The sequence below is a fragment of the Williamsia sp. Y853 genome, from assembly GCF_056786495.1.
Map to the genome: position 1 here is coordinate 434,172 of NZ_JBXCJC010000002.1, position 22,853 is coordinate 457,024.

Below are 22,853 nucleotides of genomic sequence, written 5' to 3' on the forward strand. Positions count from 1 at the left end.
TAATCGCCAAAGGCGCACATCATCGGAACGGTCTAACGACCAGCTCGAATCATGATGTCCCAGTGAGCATGTAGAGCATTGGTGTCGAGGACATCGCAGCTGAGCAACACCGGATCGATGCGTCCTTGCGCGGCTTCGATGGCGGCAACAGTCATCGTGGCCGTGATCTCGGACTGGTTGCGGCCCTCGGTGAACAGCCATCGACCGGTGTTCCGGTTACGGACCAGCACCGACCACTCTTCGCTTCCGGGCATGTGGATCTTCCTCAGCATGGGCCGGCCCAGAACCGGCATCAGCGCCGCAGCCCGCAGTGCCAACGTCGCCGTGACCGAACTCAGGGTGAGGTAGTTCGCCACGTGTGGTCCATCCGACCCGATGGCCAGGTAGTCGGGAAAGTCTGCTCGTACATACCGCTTTCGGGTGTTGTGGGGGCCTTCGAGAATCCGTGACCTGACCATGTTGCGAATCGCCTCCCCCGAGACATAGTCGTTGAACGATGTACCGAGAAGATCGACCGTCCACTCGACAGCGGCCCTGCCATGGCGCTCACCCGCCCCGAGCATCAAACCGATGTCGACGCCGTCGGATGAATCGGCGGCGAGCGCGGTGGCCATGATGGTCGTCAGACCGGGCGCCAAACCCACGCAGGTGAGCACACCACCTGCGGCCGGGGCGGCCATGATCGCCTCGAGATACATCGGAGTGGCGCTGATATCGACAAATCTCGCTGCCCCGGCCTCTTTCGCGAGAGCGGGATCCTCGATGCCGGAGGCATTGACAACCACATCCATGCCATCAACCGCCGCGCGATACGCTTCCCCACCGGACCCGGCAAGATCGACCATCACATCGTTTACATCTGGTCTGCGTCCGACCCGGACCACGTCGTGTCCGTCGTCGTGCAATTTACGGACGACCCTCGTCCCGACCTCGCCATTGGCACCGAGCACCGCGATATTCATATGACATCTCCGCCCCGTTTCAGTTCGTGACAGTTCACAAACATTCTCGCACCCAATTTTCGGCTACAACATGGCTTCGATCGTCATCTGTTCCGGGTTAATTCGGCGGGCGGCGTGGGCGCGTCGCGACTGCGAGTGCGGTTGCAGTCCTCCTACGCTGATGCCATGTCCCGCCCCGACAATCACGATCCAGCCACCCTCGCCTTCGATAGCCGCGCGGTTCATGCCGGCAACAGCATCGACAAGGGCTCCGGAGCGATCCGAACGCCGATCGTGATGGCCAATTCGTATGCGCTACCCGATGATCCGTCACAGGTCAGCTGGTCGGGCACGGAGATTCCGCTCTACACCCGCAACTCCGGGGCCAATCAGATTGCGTTGCAGCACAAATTGGCCTCACTCGAAGGTGCCGAGGACGCGGTCGTCCTGGCTTCGGGGGTCGCAGCGCTGCATGCGGTGTTCTTCACCCATCTCGAGTCCGGGGATCATGTGCTGATCGCCGACGTCACCTACGAGGCGACGTTTCGGTTGTTCACCGAACTCCTGCCGCGCAAATACGGTATCGAGGCAACGTTCGTCGATGCATCGGACCTCGATTCCATCCGGGCGGCACTGCGGCCCAACACCCGCCTGGTTCACATCGAGGCGATCGCCAACCCGACCACCAAGGTCACCGATATCGGCGCGGTCGCCGAGGTCGCGCACGCGGCAGGCGCGCTGGTGGTGGTCGACTCGACCTTCACGCCGCCGCCGTTGTACCGGCCGCTCGCCGACGGTGCAGATCTGGTGGTGCACTCACTGACGAAGTACTACAACGGCCACGGCGACGCCATGGGCGGCGCGGTCCTCGGCGCCAAGGCACTGATCGATCCCATCAAGACCGACGCCATGGTTGATGTCGGTGGCGTGATCTCGCCTTTCAACGCCTGGCTCATCAGTCGTGGGTCCGTCACTCTGCCGCTGCGAATGGCGCGCCACCTCGAGTCGGCCGCGCAGGTCGCCGAGTTCCTCGAAAGCGATGGGCGCGTGGCCTATGTCGCCTACCCGGGCCTGCAGTCACATCCTCAGCACGCGCTGGCGACCACCCAATTCGGCGGACGCGGCTACGGTGCGATGATGGCGTTCGCGGTCAGAGGTGATCCCGACACCCAGAACCGGTTCGTCTCGAATCTGCGGATGATCACCTCGGCCGTATCGCTCGGTCACGACGAAACACTCATCGTCCACGTCGGCACGAGTGGGCCACGGGTGCAGCACTATCCGGAGGAGTTCCGTGCCTGGGGACATCTCCGGTTCTCCATCGGACTCGAAGACCCCTCCGACATCATCGCCGATCTCACAGCGGCGCTGGACGCCACGTTCAGCTGATCGACTCGCGGGGCCGCAGCAGCAAACTGATGAACCCGCCTACTGCCAGAACAATGATCACGATGGAGAACACCACACTCGCGGTCCTCAGGCCCCAGGCCTGTTCGGCAAACCCCGTGGCGATGATCGGCACCGAGATCGCCACATAGGCGACCACAAAGTATGCCGACGTCGCGTCCGCCTTACGGTCGGGTTCGATGCGTGCCGCAATCGCCGCGATGCCCTTGGCGAACAAAACACCCTGGCTCGCACCCGAGATCACTGCCGCAACGATCAACGCGATCAGCGATTCCATGAGCAGGCTGACGATCAGCACACCCATGCTCACCGTCAATGCCACATATCCGTACAGCAAGGACTGCCGAATGGGCGCTTTGGACAACACGATCTGGGTGATCGCCGACGAAGCGAACAACACAAACACCACCACACCGGAAACCATCGGCGACTTCTCATTCAGAACATCAGCAAGGAAGTCCGGCGCCACCGCGCTGAAGAGACCAAAGACCGCAAATCCGGCAATCGCCCCCACGGCAGCCTGCGTGAAAACGCCACGCACAGAAGGTGGGACACTGACCCGCTGCAATTTCGGGCGAGCGCCCTTGCGTACGTCGACCGTTTCCGGAACCGTGAGCAGACCCAAGCCCGCAATCGCCACCAGCACCGCTTGAACCACAAAAACCGTGTGGGTCGGGTCGGAGGCCAGATCGGCGACAACACCGGCCAACAGAGTTCCGAGACCGAGGCCACCGATGTTTGCACCCGTGGCGACCGACTGCGCGATCCCCCGGCGACTCTTCGGCGCCGCTTCGATCACCGCAACCGTGGCCGTGCTGGTGAAGATACCTGCCGAGAACCCCGAGATCACCCGGCCTATGAAGAGCATCTCCAAGCTGCCGCCGATGATGAAGAACACGGCGCTCAGCAACGACAGTGCGACGCCCGCATAGAGCATCGGCCGGCGCCCGATGGTGTCGGAGAACCTGCCGACGCCGATGAGCGCGGCGAGCACGCCAAGTGCGTAGACGGCAAAGATCACCGTGGTCATCAAGGTGCCGAACCCGAACTCTTTGGCGAACTCGGGATAGAGCGGAGTCGGCAGTGTGGTCCCCATCATCACCACCGTGAACGCGTAGACCACCGCCGCGAACGCGATCATCTGCGTTCGGTTCCGCGCTGGGGCGGTTGCTTCCTCCGACGATTCGGAGGGGTTCACGGAAGTCACATCCTCGATCCAGTCCCGATAGAGAAACGGCGGTTACAGGTCGATCAGCATCCAATACGTCACGATAGCTCTACCGAGAACCCGCATTCGTGCGTTCGGCGATGATGCTCAGCGGATGCATCGTTTGCCTGATCAGGTGGCGCTACGCGGCCGCAGGAGCAAGCCGATCAGCGTGGCCACCGCGATCACTCCGATCACCGCGGAGAAAATGACGCTGGCGGTGGTCAGGCCCCAGGCCGAAGATGCGATCCCAACGGCGATGATCGGAACCGAGATCGCCAGGTAGGCGACGATGAAGTACGCCGATGTCGCTTCCGCCTTGCGGTAGGGCTCCACCTTGGCGGCGATCGCCGCAATGCCCTTGGCGAACAACACACCCTGACTGGCACCTGAGATAGCCGAAGCGAGAAGCAGCCCAGGCAGCGACTCGGTAACCAGGCTCACGATCAGGATCGCCATGCTGACCGCCAACGCGAGGTATCCGCACAGCAGTGCGGGGCGCACGGACGCCTTCATGAAGACGATCTGGGCCACTGCTGAGGCTCCGAAGGTCACGAACACAACGAGCCCGGCAATCGCGGGCGATGATTCGTCGAGGACGTGGGCCAGGAAGTTGGGTCCGACGGCGCTGAACAGACCCGACACCGCAAAGCCGGCCATGGCCCCGACTGCAGCCAACGCGAAAACACCACGGACCGACGCCGGGACGTCGACGCGTTGCAACCTTGGCCGGGCACCGGCGAGTACCTTCACCGTTTCCGGAACGGTGAGAAGGCCAAGTCCGGCGATCACCAGGAGCACCGCGTGGACCACGAACACCGTGCGTGTCGGATCCGGCGCGAACTCGGCGACAAGCCCCGCCATGAGCGTTCCGAGTCCGAGACCGCCGATGTTGGCCGCGGTGGCGACCGCCGTTGCCATCGTCCGGCGACCTTTGGGCGCGGCCTCGATGACCGCGGCCGTGGCGGTACTGGTGAAGATGCCCGCCGAGAATCCCGAGATCACCCTGCCGACGAAGAGGATCGCCAGGCTGCCACCGAAGATGAACAAGACCGCGCTCAGTAACGACAATGCGAGCCCGGCATAGAGCATCGGACGACGACCGATGGTGTCCGAGAACCGGCCGACACCTATCAGTGCCGCGATCACACCCAGCGCGTACGTCGCGAAGATGACCGTGGTCATCGCACTGCCGAATCCCAGTTCCTGCGCGTACTCGGGGTACAGCGGGGTCGGCAGGGTGGTCCCCATCATCACAACCGTGAATGCGAACACCACCGCGGGAAATGCGATCACCTGCAGCGGCCGACGGCGCTTCCCGTCGATCTCGGTGGCATCGTCGCCCGATCGGGCGCAGTTCACGGCAGTCACAAATCCTCGATCCGGGTTCACCTTGACGCAGCGGCAGCTGCATGAATCAGTCAACACCGCGGCACTGTCACAACTTCCGTGTGCCCGCGAGGTCTGTTCGCCAACCAGTGTGCTGCACGTCGGTCACTCGGAGTCAGTGCGCGGCACCGATTTCGATGATCAGCACTCCCCCGGCGATCAAGGCGATGCCGGCACCCATCAACCACGTGAGTGGGTCGTTGAACAGGATCCAGGCCACCACCGCAGTCAGTGCCACCCCGACCGCAGCCCAGATCCCGTAGGCGATTCCCACCGGCATGCCCTCGGCAAGGGCCAACGCCAGCGCGCCGAATGCGGTGAGGTATCCGAGCACGGTCGGGATGAGCCACAGAATCTTTCGAAACCCGTCCGAGGCGCGCAGCGACATCGTCCCGATCAGTTCGGCTCCGATGGCGATGGCCAGGTAAACCCATTGCATCCGCGCTACTCCGAACCGGGTTGGTGCGGCTGCTCGGCAGGATGAGAACCGAGTTCCACCAGCAGAACACCCGCGATCACAATCGCGATGCCCAGGCCGATCACCCAGGTGAACGGCTCGTCGAACAGCACGGCGGCCAAGACCGCGGTCAACGCCACACCGCAGGCAGCCCAAACCCCGTATGCCACGCCAATCGACATGCCCTCACGCAGAACCAGTGCCAGGCACGTGAATGCCACGACGTATCCGACCACGACCAGCGTCACCCAGGCCGCATGATCCACTGCCGCCCGCAACGCCAGCGTCGCACTGACCTCGGCAACGATGGCACCGGCCAACAGCGCCCACTGCTTCATCGGTGATCTGCTCACCTGCGGCAATCATTTCTGACCGGGAGCCCGGCGATCCGATCTTTGAGGTATCGCCCGACATCGCCGGTGTTCACGTCGACGTGACCGGCAGTGGGCTGAAAGTTGACGGTGATCGGTCCACCGAGCTCGCAGGCTCGGGCGATGGCGTCGCCGGTCCACCTCGGATCGTTGAATCGGTCCCTGCCGCCGTAGAGCACGTAGAGCGGTGCGCTCAGACCTGCTCTCGGCAAAGCCATCTCCTGCAGCAGCGACCGCAGCGTGTCGGTGGCCGCCGGAGTTGTCGGCCGGAAATCCTGGGCCGAGACGCGGCTGAGCGCCTGGCCGCGTCCCGGTGACCGCCCGCAGTCGCTCAGCGCATTCCATTGCGCTGCCAGTGCCGGGCTGCGCAATTCATTCAGGTTCAGGGCGGGATGACGGCGCGCCAGCGACTCCTCCAGCCACTGGAGAACTCCCTGCTGCTCAACGGTCAGGGTCCCGGCGACCGCAAGGTCGACCAGCGGAACCTTGGTTGTCGACGGCACGTGGGCAACTGCTCCGACCAGGTCGAGCTCCGGTGCGTACTGCCCGGCGATCTCGTCGGCGGCCCACGTCACGCCGCCGCCCTGCGAGACCCCGTACGAGACCCAGGTTTCCGATACGTCGGGATAGACCTCGCCGATTGCTCGCACCGAATCGATCATCGTCCGCGCTGCCGCATAGGAGTCGAGGTAGGGATGCGGGCCGCTGTTGGTGCCCAGCCCCGAGAAGTCCGGAAAGGTCACCGCGAATCCGGCATCCAGATAGCGCCTCACCAGCCCGGACAGACCGTACAGATTGTCGGTCAGTGACGGTGCGCAGTTGGTGTTGATCCCTGTCGAACCGTGTCCGACCGCCAGGACCGGCCACCCGCCGGCGGGAGCAACGCCCTCCGGTTTGAACACCGTCCCCGAGACGATCACTGCCTGATCGTCCACATCGGTTGAGCGGTAGAGGATCTTGCTGCCCGAGACCTGCCAGCCGATGTCGGCCGACGAGGCCCAGTCCGCGGTCTGGACCACCTCACCGGGCATGGGGAGCTTCACCTGCGAATAGGGCACCGTTTGTGCCTGATCGACCATCGATGCCGAAGACGCATCGCCACAGCCGGCCAGAACAACTGCAGCGCAGATGGCAGCCACACCTCGCCTCGGAAATCCCACTGCCGCAATTTACCAGCGATCGCCACCGGCGACGCCCAGGTTGGTTCCGATCGGCGAGTGTTCCCCGATACACCTGCCGCAGACTGATTCTGGCCCTGCACACCGCACCGGATCCGCCCGATCCAGAGTCGACGCGTGGGCTTTACTACTGACATGACCGGTCGAGGAAAAGCGATACCTGCGGACAGCAAGACCCGTCCGACGTATGGCGTGCTGGTCGCACTGACGTCGGCGATCTGCTTCGGGACGTCGGGTCCATTGGCCAAGTCACTCATCGACAGCGGTTGGTCGTCGGCCGCAGTCACGGTTGTACGCCTTGGACTCGGCTCGTTGCTCCTGGCCATTCCGCTGATTGTGTTGCGTCGCCGACTGTTCGCGAATCTGCGCCGCGCCCCGGTCCTGGTGGTCGCCTACGGGATTCTTGGTGTGGCCATCGTGCAACTGAGCTTCTTCAATGCCGTCCGATATCTCGATGTCCCGATCGCCCTGCTCTGCGAATACTCGGGCATCATCCTGGTCGTCGTCTACGACTGGCTCATCCGCAGGCGGCGGCAGACCTTGCTCACCGGGCTCGGCTGCGTGGTGGCGCTCGGTGGCCTGTTCCTGGTGATCCTGGGCGGTGAAGGCATCGGAGACGTCGACCCCGTCGGTCTGCTGTGGGCAATCGGTGCGGCGGTCGGACTTGCCGCCTACTTCATCCTGGCGACCGACGACTTCACGAAGTCCGGCAACAGCGTCGATCCGCTGGCGTTGGCAGCCGGTGGGCTGATGGTGGGAACCGTGGTGATCGCGATCTCCGGCGCGATCGGTGTGCTTCCGATGTCCGCGGCCACAGACTCCCCGATCCTGGCCCACACCGAGATTCCCTGGTGGCTGGTGGCGCTGGCGGTGGCAGGCATCTCGACGAGCCTGGCGTACGTCACGGGTGTGCAGGCGGTTCGCCTGCTCGGCGCCACCCCGGCGTCGTTCATCGCATTGGTCGAGGTCGTCGCCTCGGCCCTGTTCTCGTGGTGGCTGCTCGGGCAGACGATGGCGTTCGCCCAGCTCATCGGGGCGGGCGTATTGTTGACCGGGCTGGTGGCTGTCAACGCTGGCGGTCGTCGAGGAATACCAAGCGGCCCTAAAGACCTTGAACAAGGAAGTGCCCTGCAGACACCGGGGTGAAATACCGACGCCGCAATCTACGCGCGAAGGAGCACACCGTGGCAAACATTCTGTTCGTCCTGACCGGAGCCGATCACTGGACACTCGCCGACGGGACCAAACATCCGACCGGCTTCTGGGCCGAAGAGTTCGTGGCGCCCTATGAGGAGTTCACCAACGCCGGCCACCATGTGGTTGTCGCCACGCCCGGCGGTGTGGTTCCGGTTGTCGATGAAGCCAGCCTGAGCCCTGATATGAATGGCGGCCAAGAAGGCGCCGACACCGTCGCAGCCAAGGTGCGATCGAACCCCGCGCTGCAACAACCGATCCCGCTCGACACAGTGAAGCTGGACGACTACGCGGCCGTGTTCTACCCAGGTGGACACGGACCGATGGAAGACCTCGCGGTCGACAAGGTGTCAGGCCAACTCCTGACGGATGCAATAGATTCGGGTCGTCCGCTCGGCGTTGTCTGTCACGCTCCGGCCGCATTCCTGGCCGCACATCGGCCTGACGGCACCGCCACCTTCGCCGGCTATCGTGCCACCGGATTCTCCAACACCGAAGAAGAACAGGTCGGTCTGGCGCCCAAGGCCAAATGGCTACTGCAGGACCGCCTGATCGAGCTCGGCATCGACTACGAGCACGGGTCGGCCTGGGAGCCGAAGGTGGTCGTCGACCGAAATCTCTACACCGGCCAGAACCCGGCCTCATCGCGGCCGCTGGCGAAGGAGATCCTCGCCGCTCTCTCCTGACTGCCCGCAAACGAGCCATCTATACGAAGACGAGCCACTAACATGTGGCTCGTCTTCGCATTTCCGGCTCGTTTGCGAGGTCAGAGAGAGGACAAACGATGTCGGTGCTGATTCCGGACAACCAACGACGCAGCACCGACGAACTCGACGAACGCCTGGACCTTGCCGTCGGTGACAGCCGAGCCAAACAATCAGCGTTCTGGGTGATGCTGGTGCTGTCCGGCGTGATCGCGACCGCAGGTGTCGCCTCGGACTCCACCGCGACCGTCATCGGCGCGATGATCGTCGCTCCGCTGTCCACCCCGATCTTGGGTGTCGGGTTGGGAATCGTCACCGGCAGAGGCGGTCTGGTGACCCGCAGTCTGCTCTACATACTCGCCGGAATATGCCTGGTGGTCGCAATAGGGTTCCTCGTCGCCCAGCTACTGCCCAATCCGACAAACGTACTGACCAACTCCCAGGTCCTCGGCCGCACGTCACCGACATTGATGGACCTGCTCGCCGCCCTCGCCACCGGATTGGTCGGCGCAATCGCGATCACCCGTCGCGACGTGGGCGATGTGCTGCCGGGTGTTGCGATCGCCATCTCGCTGGTACCCCCGCTCGCGGTCACCGGGGTCTGCCTGGGCTCACACGCGCCCGCACTTGCCGGCGGGGCATTCATCCTCTTTGCCTCCAACGTCATCGCGATGATCATCACGGCCTCGGTCGTCTTCGTCGTTGCCGGATACAACACGGTCATCGACGAACGTCGGCGCCGGCACAGACGCGTCTACGTCCTCCTGACGGCGGCGCTGATCGTCGTGGCGGTGCCCATGGTCGTCAACTCGCTGTCGGCGTTGTGGGCCCGCCAGATCTTCACCGCCACCGAAGACTGGCTCGAAGGGAACCCCGGGGCGCAGGTGTCGAGCGTGACCTGGCACGGAAAGACCGCCACCATCACCGTTTTGGCGCCGCCACCGCTCCCACCGGTATCCGAATTACAACGGTCGGTGTCGGACCTGGTGCCCTGGAATCCGACCGTGAAGGTGGTCCACGATTTCGGCTCGACGGTCAGCGCCGGCGGGTGATCTCCCACCCAGCGGGAACCTGGTGGCAGAACTCGACAGAACCTGATGATCTCTCCCGGTGACGACAACGAACAGCGGTCCCGCTGACCTGCGAAAGAAGATCCTTCACACTGTCTCCCAGTATGTTTCGCTCTTGGGAACAGGGACAGCGGACGCGATCGCAGGTCTGTACGCAATGGATGCAACGCTCGAAGACCCGGTGGGTTCCGAACCTCGCCGCGGACGCGACAACATCCGGGCGTTCTACTCGAGGATGGACAGTACGAGCAGTACGGCAGAGCTGATCACCGTGCGGGTCGCAGGCGATTCGGCGGCGTTTCACTTTCGGGTTGCCACCACAACGGCAGATGCGGTGATCACCATCGAACCGATCGACGTCATGACATTCGACGACGAGGGACTCATCACCAGCATGCGTGCTTTCTGGTCACCGAACGACGTCCACACGGTTCCACTGTGAGCACCGCCGGATCCGGCCCGATCGCTTTTCGCTGACCAGACTCACTTCACGTACCCAACCAAGCACTTGCTAGGTTGGTCTGAGCAGAAGTCTGGCGGCCATGTCAGCAAGTGACCACCGGCATCCCACGATGCTCTACGCGCTTAAGTTTCCGAAGGGACTCCCCATGCCAGAAGCAGTTATCGTCGCCACCGCCCGTTCACCGATCGGCCGGGCCGTCAAAGGTTCACTCAAAGACGTCCGCCCCGACGAACTGGCCCGCCAGATGGTCGAAACCGTCCTGAACAAGGTCCCCGAACTCGACCGCGCCGACATCGACGACCTGCACCTGGGATCCGGACAACCCGCGGGCAAAGCCGGCTTCAACATGGCCCGCGTCGTGGCCGTCCTCGCCGGACTCGACCAGGTCCCCGGCGTCACCGTCAACCGCTACTGCTCCTCGTCCTTGCAGACCACCCGCATGGCCCTGCACGCGATCCGCGCAGGCGAAGGCGATGTCTTCATCTCCGGCGGCGTCGAGAGCGTCTCCAACTTTGCTTTCGGTAGTGCAGACCGGTGGCCCGACACCAAGAACCCCGAGTTCGCCGTGGCCATGGAGCGCACCGCCAAAGCTGCCGAGGGCGGCTCCACCTGGAGCGATCCCCGTGAGCAGGGACTGCTGCCCGACATCTACATCCCCATGGGCGAGACCGCCGAAAACGTCGCCTCCTTCTCGAAGGTCTCCCGCGAAGACCAGGACCACTGGGCCGTTCTCAGCCAGAACCGCGCCGAAGAAGCCATCAACTCCGGTTTCTTCGCCCGCGAGATCGACCCGATCACCCTGGCCGACGGCACCCTCGTCACCACCGACGACGGCCCCCGCGCCGGCACCACCTACGAGAAGCTCAGCGGGCTCAAGCCGGTCTTCCGCCCCGACGGCACCGTCACCGCAGGCAACGCCTGCCCCCTCAACGACGGCGCCGCCGCCCTGGTCATCATGAGCGACACCAAAGCCAAGGCCCTCGGCCTCACCCCGCTGGCCCGGATCGTCGCCACCGCGGCCACCGGGCTGTCCCCCGAGATCATGGGCCTGGGCCCCATCGAAGCCGTCCGCAAAGCCCTGCGCTTCGCCGGCATGGGCATCGACGACATCGACCTATTCGAGATCAACGAAGCCTTCGCCGCGCAGGTCCTCGGATCAGCCAACGAACTCGGCATCGATCACGACAAGCTCAACGTCTCCGGCGGCGCGATCGCACTGGGCCACCCATTCGGCATGACCGGCGCCCGCATCACCACCACGCTGATCAACAACCTCAAGACCTACGACAAGAGCTTCGGCGTCGAGACCATGTGTGTCGGCGGCGGACAAGGCATGGCGATGGTTCTCGAACGCCTGAGCTGAACCGTCGGTCGACACCACCACAGGGAAGCTGCAGCGATATGCGCCTTGGCATTTCAACACCGGTCCTGGTCCAGCACCCGAGCACCCGTTCGGCGTGGGAAGCCACCGCAACCATCGATGACGTTGCGGAGATAGCGCAATGCGCTGATCGTCTGGGATTCCACCACCTCACCTGCAGTGAACATGTTGCGGTGCCGGTCGATGTGGCAACCGAGCGTGGTGGGACGTACTGGGATCCGTTGGCCACGTTCGGTTTCCTGGCAGCCCGCACCCGGCAAATACGGCTGGCCACACAGGTTTTGGTGCTGGGCTACCATCATCCACTCGAAATCGCGAAGCGTTACGGAACTCTCGATCGCATCAGCGGTGGCCGCCTGATCCTGGGCCTTGGCGTGGGGACCCTCAAAGAGGAGTTCGAGCTGATCGGCGCGCGGTTCGACGACCGCGGGGCTCGTGCCGACGACGCGCTTGCCGCGATTCGAACGTCACTGTCGACATCGCAACCGGAATATCACGGTCAGTTCTACGACTACGAAGGTTTTGTGGTCGAGCCACACGCCGCCGCGCAGCGGGTCCCGATCTGGATCGGCGGCCGCACAAAGCGGTCGCTGCGCCGGGCGTGTGAGCACGGTGATGGCTGGGTTCCGTTCGGGCTCAGTACATCCGAACTGAAGGCGATGCTTGCGGCAGCGGCCCTCCCGCCGTCCTTCGAAGTGATCCTGTCTGCGGGATTTCCACTCGATCCGCTGAGTGATCCTGACAAGACCGTCCGGACATTGGCGCGCCTGGGCGATGCAGGGGCGACAATCGCCAGTACCTCACTCGCGGCACGAACCGCCGAACACTACTGCGAACAGGTCGAAGAGCTTCATCGACTCGCGACCGCCGAGGGTGTCGAGTTCACCATCTGACCTGATGAACTCGACACCCTCGTCGTGTCTGAATTGCCGCGAGAGTCAGAAGTGGACAACTCCGCGCAGGTTCTTGCCTGCGTGCATATCCGTGAAACCCTGGGCGATGTCGTCGAGCTTGTAGGTGTTGGTCACCAGCTTGTCGAGTTCGAGTTTGCCCGAGGTGTAGAGATCGATCATCCACGGAATATCAGCCGTGGGTGCGCAGGAACCGAACAACGAACCCTGCAAACGCTTTTGGTACAGGGTCAGTTCCATCGGGCTGATCGGAATCCCGACGTCCGTCATCTTTCCGAGCCCGGTGACCACACAGATTCCGGCCTTCCGGATCGCCGAGAACGCGGCCGCGATGTGCTCGCCGGTGGTGACGCCGACGGTGACGATCGCCGCGTCGGCACCCTGTCCATTGGTGAACGACCGGGCGATCTCGGTGGCCTCTTCCATACCCGAAACAGCATGGGTGGCACCGAACTCCAACGCACTCTGACGTTTGAACTCGACGGGATCCACCGCGATGATGTGCGCGGCGCCGGCATGGGCGGCACCCTGGACGGCGTTGATGCCGATACCGCCGATGCCCTCGATGATGACCGTCTGCCCGGGGTAGACCTCAGCGGAATTGACCGCGGCACCCCATCCGGTCACCACGCCACAGCCGAGCAGGCACAGCACTTCCAACGGCAGGTCCTTGTCGACGATCTTGACAGCTGAGTCCGTACTGACGGTGGTGTATTCACTGAACGTGGAGAGCCCGCAGGTCTGCGCCACCGGCGCCCCGTCGAGACTGAGCCGGAAGCTGGTCGGATCGTCCGGACGGGTGCCTGCCATGATCGCCGCGCCACGGTCGCAGAGATTCTGCAAACCTTTTGCACACCAACGGCATCGGCCACAGGCGGCGACGAAAGAGAACACGACGTGGTCACCTTCGGCCCAGCCTTGGGTCTCCGGACCCACCGCCACCACGACCCCGGCACCCTCGTGGCCACCACAGATCGGATATGAAGCCACCGCGTGGTCACCGCAGGCGATGTGGTCGTCGGAGTGGCACAAGCCCGAGGCGACCATGCGCACGGTGATCTCGCCCTGCCGTGGTTCGTCGAGATCGAGTTCGGCGACCTCGTAGATGCCGGGCGCCTGGCGGATGATCGCGCCGCGTGTCTTCATTCGGTTGTTTCCCTTCGGGGGTGCTGCGGCGACGTTCGAAAGTCGGCCGCGGGGGGTAGGTGATGTGAACGATCAGGGCGTGATCTGAGCGGTCATCGCGGCGACGAAGTGGTCGCCGTATGGCGGCAACATCCCCCACTCACGACGGGGATCGGCGGCCGGTGCGATGAATACCGTTCGGCTGTGGCTGAATTCGAGGAAGCCCTCCCGGCCGTTGTAGTGGCCGATACCCGAGGCACCGACCCCGCCGAACGGGGCATCCATCATGGCCGGGTGCATCATGACGTTGTCGACGGTGACCCCACCGGAGCTGGTGCGATCGAGGACCGTCCGACGCTCGTCGGAATCTGAGCCAAAGTAGTAGAGCGCCAGCGGTTTCGGTCCGTCATTGATCGATTCGATGACGTTGTCGACATCGTCGTAGGGCAACACCACCATCGCCGACCCGAAGATCTCTTCAGTATGGATACGTGATTGCGCCGGTGGGTCGACCACGATGCGAAGTGGCCGGCGCCGATCCACCCCGGACGGTTCCTCGTCGGGTGTGGTGACGACGCGGGCACCGAGCTCGACGGCCTCCCGCACGTACCCGTCGACCCGTTCGAGGTGGCGTTCGTTCACCGCAGCCACAACATCCGCGTTTCCGGAAATTGTCGGGTGTAGTTCCGCGAAAGCGGAGGCAACAGCATCGACGAACACGTCCACGTTCTCGCGCGGGACATAGACGGTGTCGGGGCTGACACAGATCTGTCCGCCATTGGTGGCCTTGGCAATTGCGATTTTCGTCGCCGCGTCCTTCAGGTCCGCCGACCGGCCCACGACGACCGGCGACTTTCCACCGAGTTCGAGTGTGACCGGAACCAGATTGCGCGCCGCATTGGCCATCACGGCCCGACCGACTACACCGCTACCGGTGACCACGATGTGATCGAAGGGAAGTGACGTCAGCGCCTCGGCGACATCGACTCCCCCGGTGAACACAGTGACCACCGCGGGGTCCAGCTCTGCTTCGACCGCCCGCGCGAACACCTCGGCGGTGCGCCCGGTGATCTCCGACGGCTTGAGGACCGCACGGTTGCCTGCGGCGAGCACACCGGCCAACGGACTCAACAGCGTGAACAGGGGCGCGTTCCACGTACCGATGATCAGAATCGATCCTTTGGCCTGGAACTGCACCTCCGCGCGGGCGCCAAGCGCGTCGTATGGCGCGAACGCCGGACGCTCGTCGGGCAGCATCCACTGTTCGAGCTGATCACGGGCATGTTTGAGCGCTCCGAGCGAACCGACGACGTCGTTCATCAGGGAGAACCCGGGGTGGCGGCCACCGAAGTCGGCATCCATCGCCTCTGCGAATTCCTCGTGATGCCGAACCACGAGGTCGATGACGGCTTGAAGGTTGTCCCGGCGCTCGGCAGCCGTAGCGGGTCCACTTGCGCGATGCGCCCGTCGCTGGAGGTGAAGGGCTTCGTCAAAAGCGATCGTGGCTGTGCTGTTCGCGGTCATGGGACGAGACTAAGATCACTCCCAGTGACCGAACCCTACAGTCTCGGTGAGCGGGACCATGCTGATCAGACCAGCCGGCCCGCGCCCAATGGCGCATCACGGGCCGCCCCCAGCGGCTCGGCCCCGCTCCGACGAAGTCCCGCTCATCGGGATTGATTGCAAAATTGGCGTTGTGCCGCATACGAATAGAATTGATTCTATTCTGGAGACCAGGTAGCCACACGTCTCCGACGCGGTCACCGAGGTTGCACCGATCCGACGGGCTCAGCGCGGAGGCATCGAGCACGAGGAGTGCAATGAGACTGCAAGGTAAGACAGCAATCATCACCGGCGGAGCCGGTGGAATCGGCGGAGCGATCACCCGCGTCTTCGTCCAGCAGGGGGCCAACGTCCTGTTCGTCGACATCGACGACGAACGCGGAGTCGCGCTGGAGAGCGAACTCGGCAGCGCATCAAAATTTCTCAACATCAACATCTCGGAATCCGGTGCGGCGGAGAAGATACGTGACGCCGCCGTCGCGGCATTCGGATCCGTGGACATCCTGGTCAACAACGCCCACGCATCTCGCCAAGCCCTACTCGTCGATCACACGCCCGAAATGTTCGAATTGTCCTTCAACACCGGCTTCTATCCGACCGTGCATCTCATGCAGGCCTGTTACGAACAGCTGAAGGCATCGTCGGGTTCGGTGATCAACTTCGCTTCAGGTTCAGGTCTCGAGGGTATGCCGACCCAGACCTCCTATGCAGCTGCCAAAGAAGCCATCCGGGGAATGAGCAGGGTGGCCGCCAACGAATGGGCCGCCGATGGCATCCGGGTGAACATCATCTGCCCGTTTGCTGCCACCGAAGGTGTTCTCGCATGGCAGAAGGCTTTTCCCGAACGTGCGGCCGAGTCCGTGGCGAAGGTTCCCCTGCAGCGGATCGGAGATCCGGTGACCGATATCGCGCCCGTCGTGGTCTTCCTCGCGTCCGAGGACTCCAAGTACATGACCGGCCAGACAGTGATGGCCGACGGCGGCATCATCAAACTACGTTAGACCCGAACAGAATCCAGGAGTAGACCAATGACAGATGGTTTTGACGGACAGGTCGCACTGATCACCGGAGCTGCCCGCGGACAGGGTCGCAGCCATGCCCTCGCATTCGCGAAGCGTGGCGCCGATGTGGTCATCTGCGACAGATGCGAGGACAGCCCGGCGGTGGGCTATCCACTCGCGACAGAAGCCGATCTCGCCGAGACCGTGCGACTGGTCACGGAAACCGGACGCAGGTGCATTGCCGTCAAGGCCAACACCGCAGACCGGTCCGCGATGGATGCGCTTGTCGCACAGGCAGAATCCGAGTTCGGGCGGATTGACATCGCCGTTGCCAATGCCGGCGTATCCGTCGCCGCACCGGTGCAGGTGATGACGGAGGCGCAGTGGTCCGAGGTCATCGCATCGAATCTGACCGGGGTCTTCAACACCGTCGGCGCGGTTTCACCAGGCATGATCAAGCGCGGATTCGGTCGCATCGTCACCATCTCGTCCATGCTCGGCCGGGCAGGCAGCACCAACATGGTCGGCTATGCGGCGGCCAAGTGGGGCGTGATCGGACTGACCAAGAGCGCAGCGCTCGACCTCGCCGGCCATGGCATCACCGTCAATGCGATTGCGCCGGGCAACATCTCAACCCCCATGATCCACAACGCCCAGCTCTACGCGATGATGCGGCCCGACCTCGAATCGCCGACGATCGATGATGTGGCACCCATCTTCACCTCGCTGCACGCCCAGCCGGTGCCGTGGCTCGACGCCGAGGAGATCACCCGGGTGGTGCTGTTCCTCGCCGACCAGGCCAGCGCACACATCAGCGGAACGGTCATCCCCGTCGACGCGGGCAACGCCGCACGCGTCACCGGCTGACACCCTCATCTCCTTCATCCCGCTGTGGCCTCTGGTGATCCGATCACCGTTGGCCACAGCGGGTTCGTTGTCCCAGCGCCATGATGCCTCCATCAAGATGTTGCGCACTAACTGCCCACCGCGACAATCGGTCTGGGGCTCGCATCTAGTTTCCACTCACCGGGACTGAACCCCGTATGTGCTGTGCGTCACTGTATCTATTTATTCACTCGGCGGTCACTTTCCGCTTCCGATACAGGTAAGGACACACAATGCTGAACGGCACAGCAATGGCCCAAGGGCTTCTGCTCCCACGGTGTTGCAGCGCGACGACCACGCCCATCACACGGCGCCTTCTTGGAGGAATTCGATGACCACCATCCCCGATCCGATTGCTCCCCCCAGGCCTCCGCTACCCACCAGCGGGCGCTACAACCGGCGCCGCTCAGCCGGGATCATCATCACCATCCTGGTGCTGGTCGAGATCATCAGCGCCTTCGAGACCTCGATGGTGTTCGCCGCGATCCCGACCATCATCGCCGACTTCGGCAGTGACGCAGCCACAGTCGGATGGGCAGTGACGGCCTTCCTTCTGGTCGCCGCGGCCTCGGCTGCGGTCTGTGGCCGCCTCGGTGACATGTTCGGACGTGAACGGGTCCTGGTGGTCATCCTCGCCATGGCCACGATCGGTTCGCTGGTCAGCGCACTCGGCGACAGCATCACCGCGATCATCGTCGGACGGGCGATCCAGGGCGTGGCGGGAGCGATCCTCCCGTTGTGCATCGGCCTGGCACGTGAACACCTCGCCAAAGAGAAGGTTCCCGTTGCGATCGCGATCATCTCGGGCTCGGCAGTGGCCGCAGGCGCAGCGTCTGCGTACATCGCGGGCCTGATGATCGACAACTACAGCTGGCACATGATCTTCATCGTCGCGGCTGTCTACGCAGCGTTCGCACTGTTGCTGGTCCTGTTCGCACTTCCGTGGCGCCCACCGGTCGGGACCACCCAAAAGGTCGACTACATCGGCACCATCGTATTCGCGCCTGCGATTGCAGCAATCTTGTTGGGTATCAATAAATCCAGCACCTGGGGTTGGTCCGATCCGAAGACCAGCGGCCTGATCATCGCCGGTGTGGTGGCACTGGCACTGTGGGTGGTCTGGGAACTTCGGGTGACCGACCCGATCGCCAACGTGCGGCTGTTCACCAACCGCAAGGTGGCGCTGACGATGCTCGCCACACTGGCGGCAGCAATCGGTCCCTTCGGTGTCGGGAACATGGTCACGCCCTTGGTGCTTCAGTCCCCGACAAGTGCGCCGTACGGCCTCGGGATGTCTCCCACGGACGCCGGATTGATGGCTCTGATCGGCGCGTTGATCGGCTTCGCATTCACACCGCTCAGTGGCCGCCTGACCCGCACCGTGGGTTCTCGTGCATCATTGATCGTCGGCGGTCTGCTCTATGTCGTCGTGGCGATCCTGCTGGTCACGGCCCACGATTCGATGGGCGGCATGTTCGCCATGATCACCACGGCATCCATTGCGACCGCGTTCGCTTATACCGCCCTTCCGAACCTCATCGTGGAAGCCGTCCCCGTCCACAACACCAGCGAGGCAACCGGATTGCAGACCGTTCTCCGTACGGCAGGACAGGGTATCGGCACCTCGGTCGCCACGACGGTACTGGCCGCTTCGGCCCTGGCAGGCAGTGTGGCACCCACAGTATCGGGACTCAACGCCATCGCCGGCATCATCTTTGCCGGAGCCGTACTCACCGTCGGCCTGGCCCTGATGCTCCGCCGCGGCAGCGTGTACGCGCACTGACCTTCGGAAAACGCTGTAACGCAAAATAATCGAGGTTGCATCGCTACGGCGATGCAACCTCGATTATTTGTTGTTCACGGAACGCTCCGAAACCTCACCCCCAACGAGACTGCCCGCCATCGAGGGGAATCGTTGCACCGGTGAGATAGCCGGCGTCGTCGCCGACCAAGAAGACAACCGCACGACCGATGTCGGTCTCGGGATCGCCGACCCGGCCGAGTGGAATGCCCGCAACGAATGCGGCCGACTCCTCCGGGTTCCGTTCCATCCAGCCTTCGAGGGCCGGTGTCGCGGCGTGCGGCGCAACCGAGAATACTCGGATCTTGTCTGTGCCCCACTCACACGCTGCCGCTCGCGTCAGCGACCGCATGCCCTCTTTGATCGACCCGTAGGCGCCATAGTTGCTCGCGTCCCAACGCACCGCGGCCGAAGTCACCAGATTGATGATCACCCCGCCACCACGGGCTTTCATGTGTGGATGGCAGAGCTGCATCAAGCGCAACGTTGCCAACGGGCCGGTTGCGAACGACTTCATGTACTCGTCGTCGTCGATCGACAGGATCGGTCCGGGCTTGCAGTCATTCGCGTTGTTGACCAGGATGTCCACCGAGCCCAGCACCGACACCGTCTTGTCCACGGCGGCTGCGACATTGGCGCGATCACTGACATCGCACACGACGGGCTCGGCGACCGCACCCAGGTCCGACAGAATCGCGCAGGTGTCGAGCAGCTTGGACTCGGTTCGTCCCGCGACCGCGATCGCCGCACCCTCCTTCGCCAGCGCCACCGATATTCCGCGACCGATTCCTTGCCCCGCACCTGTCACCAGGGCGACCTTGCCATCAAGTGTTCCCATAATTGCGTCCTCTCACTGGGGGGATTGCCAAGATCTGCGCGCCGCAGTGCATCTGGCCGGGTGAGTACCGGGCCTATGCACGGGCATTTCACACCATCGTCTGGCCCATGTCGATGACGATCTTCGATCCGGTCACCGCGCGCGACAGATCGGACGCGAGGTACACCACGGCGTCCGAGATGTCGTCGACGCTGGTGCGCTTCACCCCGGTCAGCGGCCACCGGTAGGAATCCATGTAGGCCGGGTACTTCGAGAGTATGCGCGCAACATTGGGGTCATTGCCCATTTCCGTGTCCACAGCGCCCGGATGAATACTGTTGACGCGAATGTTGTGAGCGCCCAACTCGGTTGCCGCGGTCCGGGCCAAACCGACCAGTCCGTGCTTGGCAGCCGAATAGTGTGCGCAGCCGGGCGCGGCGGCAACACCGGCAGCACTGCTGACGAGCACGATCGAACCCCCGCGACCACCGTCGATCATGGCCGGAACCGCCGCGGCCAAGGTGCGCCACACACCGTTGAGGTTGATGTCCACCACTGTCGTCCACTGTTCTTCCGACATCTCCCAGAATCGGTTCCAGGTCGCGATCCCCGCGTTGGCAATCACGACGTCGAGACGTCCGAATCGCTCGACTCCGGTGACAACGGCAGCGCGCATCGCCTCGAGGTCCCGGACGTCGGCGACCACGGTCACGATGTCGCGACCTTCGGCCCGAACCAGTCGAGCTGTTTCGTCGAGGTCGGTGGCGGTGGCCGCCGCGTACCCGACATCGTCAGAAATCGGTGCACACACATCGATTGCGATCACGTCTGCGCCTTCACGCGCCAGACGCAGCGCGTGGTTACGGCCCTGACCCCGCGCCGCACCTGTGATCAATACAACTTTCCCTGCCAACAGATCTGTCATCTTCGGCACGGTACCCAGGTGTAGTAGAGATCACAAAAAGCGTTCCCGTTCAACGAGATCCGAGCCTTTAGAACTCCACGTTCAGGTGGTCACTGAGCGGGCGCGCCTGGCAGGCCAGGATGTAGCCGTCCGCGATGTCGTCGTCGTCGAGGATGGATGCGTTGCCCATGTCGACTTTCCCATCGACCAATGTGCATGCGCACGAACCACATTCGCCTTCGCGACAGGAGAACGGCACGTCGATGCCCTTGGAGAGCAGTACATCGACCAGCGTGGCCGAGCGCGGCCAGCTGTACTCGTGCGCTTCTCCATCGAGTGTGACCGAGACCGTTGCCGCGTCTCCGGCTTCTTCCTCGGAGATGTCGGGCAGGACCACGTCGGCGAACGGATCACCGGATAGTGAGGTGAACACTTCTGCGTGCACGCGGTTGCGTGGGATGCCCGCACGGGCCGCTGCATCATGCACTGTGTCCATGAACGGCTTCGGTCCACACATGAACACCCGGTGGCCATTGAACGCGGAGGCGAGGCCGGCGAGTTGATCCGCAGACGGCAGACCCTGGACGCTCTCGAGCCAGTGGATCACCGACAACCGGTCACCGTGCAATGCGGTGATCTCCATCAACTCGCGCGCGAAGATCACCGACTTCTCGTCTCGATTCGCGTACACCAGAACGACCTTGCCGGTGCCCTGACTCAGCGCCGACTTCAGAATCGAGATCACCGGGGTCACGCCGCTACCGGCGGCGAACAACAACAGATCGTCATCGAAGTTTGCGGGAGTGAAAACACCCGCGGGTGGCAACACCTCGATCACGTCACCGACCACGACGTTGTCGCACAGCCAGTTGGAGGCATAGCCGGCCGCGGTCCGCTTGACGGTCACCTTCGGCAGATCGTCGGTGAACGGCGAACTGGCCAGCGAGTAGCACCGAGCGACCGAACCGGTCTGATCACTCGGCACACGCAGAGTCAGAAACTGTCCGGGCTTGTAGATGAACTCGTCCACGCGGTCGCTGGGTACCTCGAAGACCAGCGACTTTGCATCGCCGGTCTCTTCGACGACCGCCGCGACGGTCACCTTTGCAGAACGCGAGCTGTTCGACATTTCAGCAGTTGTCATCGCGGGCGCTGCCTCTCCATACGTGAACCGGACTCGACGACACTAGGGCACCGAATGTGTCCGGGCACACTGACTTCTCGCTGAACGGGATTGGCAGGTCGTGCCATGGTCATCGCGCGTAGCCGGCACGGCCCCCGGAGATCGTCGGACTGCCATCCTTGACGAGTTCGAATGCCAGATCCGAGCTGTCGCCCCACACGCGTAGACCTGCCGTCTCACCGGGGTGGATCGCCGCTGCGAACCGGCCCTCGAGGGTCGTCAGGTCTGCCGGATGCGCGCCGGTCAGTCGTGCCAGTTCGACTGCCGCGACGCCCAGCGTGCACAGTCCGTGCATGATCGGGCGCGGCTGGTTGATCTTGGCCGCGGCCTCGGGGTCGATGTGGATGTGATGGCGATCACCGGTCAGGCGGTATAGCGCCGCCTGATTTTCCGTGGTGTGGACCACGCCTTCGAGAGCCGGATCGCCCTGCGGTCCGGCGGGGCGTGCCGGTCCGCGGTCGCCCCCGAATCCGCCTGCGCCCGGAGCGAAGATCGACCATGTCGCCACGAAGTAGTCGCTACGGACCACCACCTCGAACACTGCGGCGGCGCCCTTGTCCCAGACCTCGCCGACCGAGGCGGCCAAGGTCACCTCGCCACTACGCGGCAGCGGCGCCAAGACGGTCAGCTGCTGCGAACCGTGCAGTGCCGTGGTCATGTCGAATGCGCCACGTGCGCCCAGTTCGTCGGGTGCCCACTGCGCCAACGTCAATGCGAACGTCGGCAGCACCCGCAACCGGTCCTCGAACACGAGGTCGAGTTCGGTCGCCTTGGCGCCCACGGCCAATGCGTAGAGGATCGCGTCACGCTCATCGTAGGAAACGGTGCGGGTGCCCAGATCCTCACCGCGCCACTGCCCCGCGGTCTTGGTGGTTGTTCCGGCAATGCTGTCAGAGGTCAC

The 22,853-nt window shown here is 63.6% G+C and carries 22 protein-coding genes; 10 read left to right on the forward strand and 12 right to left on the reverse strand.

Annotated elements, in window-relative coordinates; genetic code table 11:
• Positions 1–32: 32 nt before the first annotated feature.
• The gene (locus AC1TPF_RS14000) at positions 33–962 is read right to left on the reverse strand and encodes an NAD-dependent epimerase/dehydratase family protein (protein ID WP_482144464.1); all 930 of its coding nucleotides are present in this window, start codon (positions 960–962) and stop codon (positions 33–35) included.
• Between the two features lie 165 nt (positions 963–1,127).
• Here AC1TPF_RS14000 and AC1TPF_RS14005 point away from each other — a divergent pair, with 165 nt between their 5' ends.
• Entirely contained in the window at positions 1,128–2,330 is a 1,203-nt protein-coding gene (locus tag AC1TPF_RS14005) for a trans-sulfuration enzyme family protein (RefSeq protein WP_482144465.1), read from the forward strand.
• On the opposite strand, the gene AC1TPF_RS14010 is transcribed toward AC1TPF_RS14005, so the two are convergent.
• The 5 genes from AC1TPF_RS14010 to AC1TPF_RS14030 form a co-directional block, all read right to left on the reverse strand.
• Positions 2,323–3,555 carry an MFS transporter gene (locus tag AC1TPF_RS14010; protein ID WP_482144466.1) on the reverse strand — a complete coding sequence of 411 codons (1,233 nt, stop codon included), beginning with the start codon at positions 3,553–3,555 and terminating at the stop codon, positions 2,323–2,325. The two genes, AC1TPF_RS14005 and AC1TPF_RS14010, sit on opposite strands and share 8 nt — an antisense overlap.
• A gap of 132 nt (positions 3,556–3,687) precedes the next feature.
• Positions 3,688–4,926 (reverse strand): MFS transporter, encoded by a 1,239-nt coding sequence (locus AC1TPF_RS14015; protein WP_482144467.1) that lies wholly within the window; start codon positions 4,924–4,926, stop codon positions 3,688–3,690.
• Between the two features lie 133 nt (positions 4,927–5,059).
• On the reverse strand, positions 5,060–5,383 hold the full coding sequence (locus AC1TPF_RS14020; protein ID WP_482138062.1) for a DMT family transporter: 324 nt from the start codon (positions 5,381–5,383) through the stop codon (positions 5,060–5,062).
• 5 nt (positions 5,384–5,388) lie between these two features.
• The gene (locus AC1TPF_RS14025) at positions 5,389–5,739 is read right to left on the reverse strand and encodes a DMT family transporter (protein WP_482138756.1); all 351 of its coding nucleotides are present in this window, start codon (positions 5,737–5,739) and stop codon (positions 5,389–5,391) included.
• 11 nt (positions 5,740–5,750) lie between these two features.
• Positions 5,751–6,932 carry a lipase family protein gene (locus tag AC1TPF_RS14030; protein WP_482144468.1) on the reverse strand — a complete coding sequence of 394 codons (1,182 nt, stop codon included), beginning with the start codon at positions 6,930–6,932 and terminating at the stop codon, positions 5,751–5,753.
• Positions 6,933–7,067: 135 nt separating this feature from the next.
• Here AC1TPF_RS14030 and AC1TPF_RS14035 point away from each other — a divergent pair, with 135 nt between their 5' ends.
• The 6 genes from AC1TPF_RS14035 (at position 7,068) to AC1TPF_RS14060 (ending at position 12,655) form a co-directional block, all read left to right on the forward strand.
• Entirely contained in the window at positions 7,068–8,096 is a 1,029-nt protein-coding gene (locus tag AC1TPF_RS14035) for an EamA family transporter (protein ID WP_482144469.1), read from the forward strand.
• A 38-nt stretch (positions 8,097–8,134) separates the two neighbouring features.
• Complete coding sequence (locus AC1TPF_RS14040; protein WP_482144470.1) at positions 8,135–8,830, forward strand: type 1 glutamine amidotransferase domain-containing protein; 696 nt, start codon at positions 8,135–8,137, stop codon at positions 8,828–8,830.
• A 98-nt stretch (positions 8,831–8,928) separates the two neighbouring features.
• Entirely contained in the window at positions 8,929–9,900 is a 972-nt protein-coding gene (locus tag AC1TPF_RS14045; protein ID WP_482144471.1) for a TIGR00341 family protein, read from the forward strand.
• Positions 9,901–9,958: 58 nt separating this feature from the next.
• The gene (locus tag AC1TPF_RS14050; protein WP_482144472.1) at positions 9,959–10,360 is read left to right on the forward strand and encodes a nuclear transport factor 2 family protein; all 402 of its coding nucleotides are present in this window, start codon (positions 9,959–9,961) and stop codon (positions 10,358–10,360) included.
• Between the two features lie 166 nt (positions 10,361–10,526).
• Positions 10,527–11,744 carry an acetyl-CoA C-acetyltransferase gene (locus AC1TPF_RS14055; protein ID WP_482144473.1) on the forward strand — a complete coding sequence of 406 codons (1,218 nt, stop codon included), beginning with the start codon at positions 10,527–10,529 and terminating at the stop codon, positions 11,742–11,744.
• Between the two features lie 38 nt (positions 11,745–11,782).
• Positions 11,783–12,655 (forward strand): LLM class F420-dependent oxidoreductase, encoded by an 873-nt coding sequence (locus AC1TPF_RS14060; protein WP_482144474.1) that lies wholly within the window; start codon positions 11,783–11,785, stop codon positions 12,653–12,655.
• Positions 12,656–12,700: 45 nt separating this feature from the next.
• On the opposite strand, the gene AC1TPF_RS14065 is transcribed toward AC1TPF_RS14060, so the two are convergent.
• Positions 12,701–13,819, reverse strand: a complete 1,119-nt coding sequence (locus AC1TPF_RS14065) for an NDMA-dependent alcohol dehydrogenase (RefSeq protein WP_482138050.1) — start codon at positions 13,817–13,819, stop codon at positions 12,701–12,703.
• Between the two features lie 72 nt (positions 13,820–13,891).
• Positions 13,892–15,322 carry an aldehyde dehydrogenase family protein gene (locus AC1TPF_RS14070; protein WP_482144475.1) on the reverse strand — a complete coding sequence of 477 codons (1,431 nt, stop codon included), beginning with the start codon at positions 15,320–15,322 and terminating at the stop codon, positions 13,892–13,894.
• Between the two features lie 296 nt (positions 15,323–15,618).
• Here AC1TPF_RS14070 and AC1TPF_RS14075 point away from each other — a divergent pair, with 296 nt between their 5' ends.
• The 3 genes from AC1TPF_RS14075 (at position 15,619) to AC1TPF_RS14085 (ending at position 19,030) form a co-directional block, all read left to right on the forward strand.
• On the forward strand, positions 15,619–16,362 hold the full coding sequence (locus AC1TPF_RS14075) for an SDR family NAD(P)-dependent oxidoreductase (protein WP_482144476.1): 744 nt from the start codon (positions 15,619–15,621) through the stop codon (positions 16,360–16,362).
• A gap of 27 nt (positions 16,363–16,389) precedes the next feature.
• Complete coding sequence (locus tag AC1TPF_RS14080; protein ID WP_482138045.1) at positions 16,390–17,229, forward strand: mycofactocin-coupled SDR family oxidoreductase; 840 nt, start codon at positions 16,390–16,392, stop codon at positions 17,227–17,229.
• A 349-nt stretch (positions 17,230–17,578) separates the two neighbouring features.
• A complete protein-coding gene (locus AC1TPF_RS14085; RefSeq protein WP_482144477.1) occupies positions 17,579–19,030 on the forward strand; it encodes an MFS transporter in 1,452 nt (483 codons plus the stop codon).
• A gap of 94 nt (positions 19,031–19,124) precedes the next feature.
• Here the strand turns inward: AC1TPF_RS14085 and AC1TPF_RS14090 are convergent, their stop codons facing one another.
• From AC1TPF_RS14090 to AC1TPF_RS14105, 4 genes are all read right to left on the reverse strand, one after another.
• The gene (locus tag AC1TPF_RS14090; RefSeq protein WP_482144478.1) at positions 19,125–19,886 is read right to left on the reverse strand and encodes an SDR family NAD(P)-dependent oxidoreductase; all 762 of its coding nucleotides are present in this window, start codon (positions 19,884–19,886) and stop codon (positions 19,125–19,127) included.
• 88 nt (positions 19,887–19,974) lie between these two features.
• A complete protein-coding gene (locus AC1TPF_RS14095; RefSeq protein ID WP_482144479.1) occupies positions 19,975–20,790 on the reverse strand; it encodes a mycofactocin-coupled SDR family oxidoreductase in 816 nt (271 codons plus the stop codon).
• 67 nt (positions 20,791–20,857) lie between these two features.
• Positions 20,858–21,913, reverse strand: a complete 1,056-nt coding sequence (locus tag AC1TPF_RS14100; protein ID WP_482144480.1) for a 2Fe-2S iron-sulfur cluster-binding protein — start codon at positions 21,911–21,913, stop codon at positions 20,858–20,860.
• 109 nt (positions 21,914–22,022) lie between these two features.
• A complete protein-coding gene (locus AC1TPF_RS14105; RefSeq protein WP_482144481.1) occupies positions 22,023–22,853 on the reverse strand; it encodes a MaoC/PaaZ C-terminal domain-containing protein in 831 nt (276 codons plus the stop codon).